Annotated in this window: 5 protein-coding genes; 2 read left to right on the forward strand and 3 right to left on the reverse strand. The window is 64.3% G+C overall.

The genetic code is table 11. The features are described 5' to 3' along the window. Both VLR48_RS08545 and VLR48_RS08550 read right to left on the reverse strand, forming a co-directional pair. On the reverse strand, positions 1–601 hold a 601-nt coding region (locus VLR48_RS08545), incomplete at its 3' end, for a DctP family TRAP transporter solute-binding subunit (protein ID WP_325291373.1). 313 nt (positions 602–914) lie between these two features. Then, positions 915–1,787 (reverse strand): TauD/TfdA family dioxygenase, encoded by an 873-nt coding sequence (locus VLR48_RS08550; RefSeq protein ID WP_325291374.1) that lies wholly within the window; start codon positions 1,785–1,787, stop codon positions 915–917. Between the two features lie 376 nt (positions 1,788–2,163). Here VLR48_RS08550 and VLR48_RS08555 point away from each other — a divergent pair, with 376 nt between their 5' ends. Next, the gene (locus VLR48_RS08555; RefSeq protein ID WP_325291375.1) at positions 2,164–2,628 is read left to right on the forward strand and encodes an NUDIX hydrolase; all 465 of its coding nucleotides are present in this window, start codon (positions 2,164–2,166) and stop codon (positions 2,626–2,628) included. Positions 2,629–2,767: 139 nt separating this feature from the next. Further along, on the forward strand, positions 2,768–3,418 hold the full coding sequence (locus VLR48_RS08560; RefSeq protein WP_325291376.1) for a ferritin family protein: 651 nt from the start codon (positions 2,768–2,770) through the stop codon (positions 3,416–3,418). A 193-nt stretch (positions 3,419–3,611) separates the two neighbouring features. Here VLR48_RS08560 and VLR48_RS08565 read toward each other — a convergent pair. Next, positions 3,612–3,993: histidine phosphatase family protein (locus VLR48_RS08565; protein ID WP_325291377.1), on the reverse strand; the 382-nt coding region annotated here is incomplete at its 5' end.

The following is a 3,993-nucleotide window of genomic DNA, read 5'->3' on the forward strand; positions in this document are numbered from 1 at the left end:
AGAAGTTCGAGGGCGGATTCTCGGTGCCGTCGACCACCCCGGTCTGGAGTGCTTGATAGACCTCGGAGAAGGCCATGACCTGGGGATTGGCGCCGAGGGCGCGCATCTGCTCGTCGAGCACCTTCGAAGATTGGATGCGCATCTTCAAGCCGCGGAAGTCCTTGGGCTCCCGCAGCGGCTTGTTGGCGCTCATGACCTTGAAGCCATTGTCCCAGAAGGCCAGGCCCAACACGCCCTTGTCGCTCAGCTTGCCTAGCAGCTCGTCGCCGATCGGCCCCTCGGTGACCGTGTGGAGCTGGTCGTAGCCGTCGAAGATGTAGGGCAGATCGAAGACCTCGAACTCCTTGATCCCGAGCGGGCCGAACTTCGCCAGCGACGGTGCAAGCATCTGGACCGCGCCGAGCTGTAGCGCCTCGACCTCTTCCTTGTCTTTGTAGAGGGTGCTGTTGGGATAGACGGTAACCTCGACGCGGCCGTCGGTCTTCTGCTTGGCGAGCTCGGCGAAACGCTCTGCGGCTTTGCCCTTGGGTGTGTCCGCGGCCACCACGTGGCTGAATTTGATGACAATGGGCTCGTCCGCCTGAACAGCTGCGACGGCCAATACACACAGGAGTCCTATCAATAGGGAACCTGATTTCATCATGGTTCGAATCCTCGATTCAGTGATTGGAGCTTGCTTATAGGTATCTTGATGCCGCCGCGGATCGATGCAGACCACGCCGGGCAGGCCGCGTCGGAAACGTCATCGACGCTCGTGAATGAACGTCGGTGCACCGACATCGACCATCGTGGGCAATGGCGAATCGAGTTTGCACCAGACGCCCCCCTTTGACTACCCCGAATCGCGCCGCGAGTCGCCTCCCCGATGGCGATGGCTACGGGCGCTGATGCGGAGCGGTTGGCTGGGTCGACCGTCAGGTCCCGCCGATTCGGTCGTAATAGCGTGCACGATACAACAAACGTGGCTTCGGACCGTCGGTAAAGCCGGTGCGGGTGTGGAGCACGTTGTTCGAGATCAGACCCCATCCGGCTTCGAGACGACCCGTGAAGTGCCACGGCGATGCCGTGCGCAGGATTTCCTTCAGGCAGGTCACGGCGGCCTCGGTTGCGGGGTCATCGCGCCGGAGGATGTTGCGGCTGCGATCCGTATAGCGCATGTGCAGACGTCCGTCCGGGCGGATCGAGAAGACCGGACCGGTTGCTTCGCCTCGCAGCTCCACACCGTCGACGAGATTGGCCGGGATCGTCATGCAGGCCGGATGCATGAGGGCGCGGATATGCTCCTGATCGCGATCGCGCACCAGGATGTAGGCGATCTCGTGGTCGAGCAGGGCGTTTTCGCCGCCCGTCTCGGCGGGCTGGACGCAGTGCAGCAGCAGGCCGTGGATCTGCTGCTCCGGGGTGTTGTAATAGCCGTCGGTATGCCAGGCGATGGGACGATCGGAGTAGGGGATGTAGTTGCGGTGCGCGGCGTCGGTCTGCACGGTGAGCGAGGTGACGGCATCTTCGTCGGCTCCGCGGTTGTGATCGAGCCGATGCAGGCCGAAGCGCGCGCCGAGCGCGATCGGGATCGCCTTGTCCGGGTCGTCGCCCGTGGAGCCGATATAGATGGCCATGTTGGCGCGGCGGCAGCGCTCGAGGATGGCCGCATGCTCGGCATCGCTTAAGGCGCGCGGATCGCCGATCTCCACGACGAGGTCCGTGAGTGCGGTCGGGGCCGCCGCGAGCTTGCGCTCTTTCCAGCGTCGATAGGCGTTGTCGTCGTCGAGGTCGAAGGGGTTGCTCACCGGGATCTCCGCGAAGTGTCGGGGATCGGACCCTAGCGGCTGCGCGGTCTTTCGGCATTGATCCGCGTCAGTTGCGTGGACGCGAAGCCGGATCGGCCGGTTCGTCGATTGTCCCCGGGGTCTGTGTCTGCTCGTGTGGATAAGCTGTGCGGGCATCGGCTAAGCCGCGGGCGGACGGAGCCGATCTCGGCGCTGGTCGAATTTTGACCGGTGTGGATGCGGCGGGGACGGGGCCGACCATCGCCCGGTGTCTGCCTCGACGTCGTTGTCGTAATCGACTATCGACAACGACAACGACAACGACAACGACAACGACAACGATTAGATTCGGTGCTCAATTAGTCTCTGACACGTTACCGACTCAGGAGGAAGGGCGATGCCCGTTCCGGTGACTCCGCTGCTTGCCGCCGACGCCATCATCGAGCTGGTCGACCGACCCGGCCGCCCGGTCGTGCTGATCGAGCGTCTCAATCCGCCCTACGGATGGGCCATCCCAGGCGGTTTCGTGGATGTCGGCGAGCGCATGGAGGCGGCGGCGATCCGCGAGGCCGCCGAGGAGACCGGGCTTGCGGTGACCTTGCGCGCCCTGCTCGGCATCTATTCGGATCCGGCGCGCGATCCGCGCGGCCATACGGTCACCGCGGTCTATGTGGCCGAGGCGCGCGGCGAGCCGCGTGCGATGGACGATGCGCGCGCCCTGCAGGTCTTCTCGCCGGATGCGCTTCCCCCGGTGCTGGCGTTCGACCATGCCCTGGTGCTGGCGGATTACCGACGTTGGCGGTCGGAGGGCTTGCCTGCGCCGCTGCGGCTCGATGTCGACCGGGCCGACGCCATTGATTGATTCGGCAGATGCGCCGCGCGCGAATCGGCTATCCTGAATCGAGGAAAACCCAGTCCCACCCGGACGGCTGTCCGCGCGTCGATGCACCCGGACAGACCGCCCCGAGCGGGCGAATCGGAACCGCGACCGGAGATTCCAGATGCAAGCCGTGATCGACCGAGGCTTCTGGCTCAAGAACCCTGTCAAGATCATTCAGCTGTTCGGGCTCGATGTCTTCGTCGGGATGCTGTTGAGCAAGAACAAGACCTTGCTGCAGCGCATCGCCGAGAAGTATCAGGCGCGGCGCGTGCCCATGCCCGGAGCCATCGGCAATGCCTACAAGCTCTCGGCCCTCTTCGAGTTCCGCGTGGCGCATATCTACGCGGCCATGGCCGAGCGCTTCAAGTCCAATCCCGACGTGCACCGTTTCTTCCTGGATCTGCGTGAGGAGGAGATAGAGCACGGGCGGCTCATGCTCGCCTGTCTCTACCAGGTCGCCGTCAACCGCGAGGTGGAGTTCGTTCCCAGCGTGCGTGACCAAGAGATGCGCGAATCACTCAACGCGCTGCGCGACATCGAGCACCGCGTCCCCGAGATGAGCCTGGAGGAGGCATTCAAGGTCACGAACGAGCTCGAGGCCGGCGAGGTCAACGTGATCTTCGGTCGTCTGCTCACGCAGGTCGGTCGTGCCGAGACCGAGCTCTTCGCCGAGCAGCTCAAGGGTGCGCAGAGTCACCCCGAGTCGGTTCCGAGGCGGATCAAGGAGCTGAAGGAGCGATTGGGCCCGGACGGACTGGCCGCTGCGGCCTAATACGAGCAGGCGGCAGGATGAGTAGAGCGATAGCGAAACCCATCCTCCAAACCGCCGCGTTGCCGGTTTCGGCGCTGACGCCTTTGGTGTGGGCTGGATCGGTTTCGCTCACGCTCGACCCATCCTACGTGTTTCGTTTGTTGTCGAATTGCTCTCGGGGCGTTGCGTTCTGCTGCGCCCGGTTCGGTCTTGTTCAGGGACCAAAGTCCATCCGCCCGACCGGTTCGAGCTTGCCCTTGTCCCGATCGGACAGCTCCATCAACACCGCTTCTCCCGAGGCGGGATAGATGCCGCTGAGCGCCGTGACCGTGACCTGATGCGTCACCAGTACGATGGGCTCGCCGTTTGGAGGTTGGTCCTTGAGGAACGCCTCGAGTGCGGCCAGATTCGGCCCGCGATCCGCTCGGTGCTCGAAGAAGGAATTGAGCGCTGGCAGCGGCGTGACCGGCCCGAGTCCCAAGAGCTCGGCGGTCTCCAAGCAGCGGCACCATTCGCTCGAGTAGACCCTCGCGGTTTCGACCCCGCGCGACCGCAACCAAGCCCCGATGGATCTCGCCTGCTCGCGCCCGGCCGCG

Source organism: Thiocapsa sp. (genome assembly GCF_035467215.1).
Classification (GTDB): domain Bacteria; phylum Pseudomonadota; class Gammaproteobacteria; order Chromatiales; family Chromatiaceae; genus Thiocapsa.

What these genes read in the sequence shown, in the direction of transcription:
- VLR48_RS08555 (WP_325291375.1), top strand. Translation starts at nt 2,164, where the DNA reads ATGCCCGTTCCGGTGACTCCGCTGCTTGCCGCCGACGCCATCATCGAG.
- VLR48_RS08560 (WP_325291376.1), top strand. Translation starts at nt 2,768, where the DNA reads ATGCAAGCCGTGATCGACCGAGGCTTCTGGCTCAAGAACCCTGTCAAG.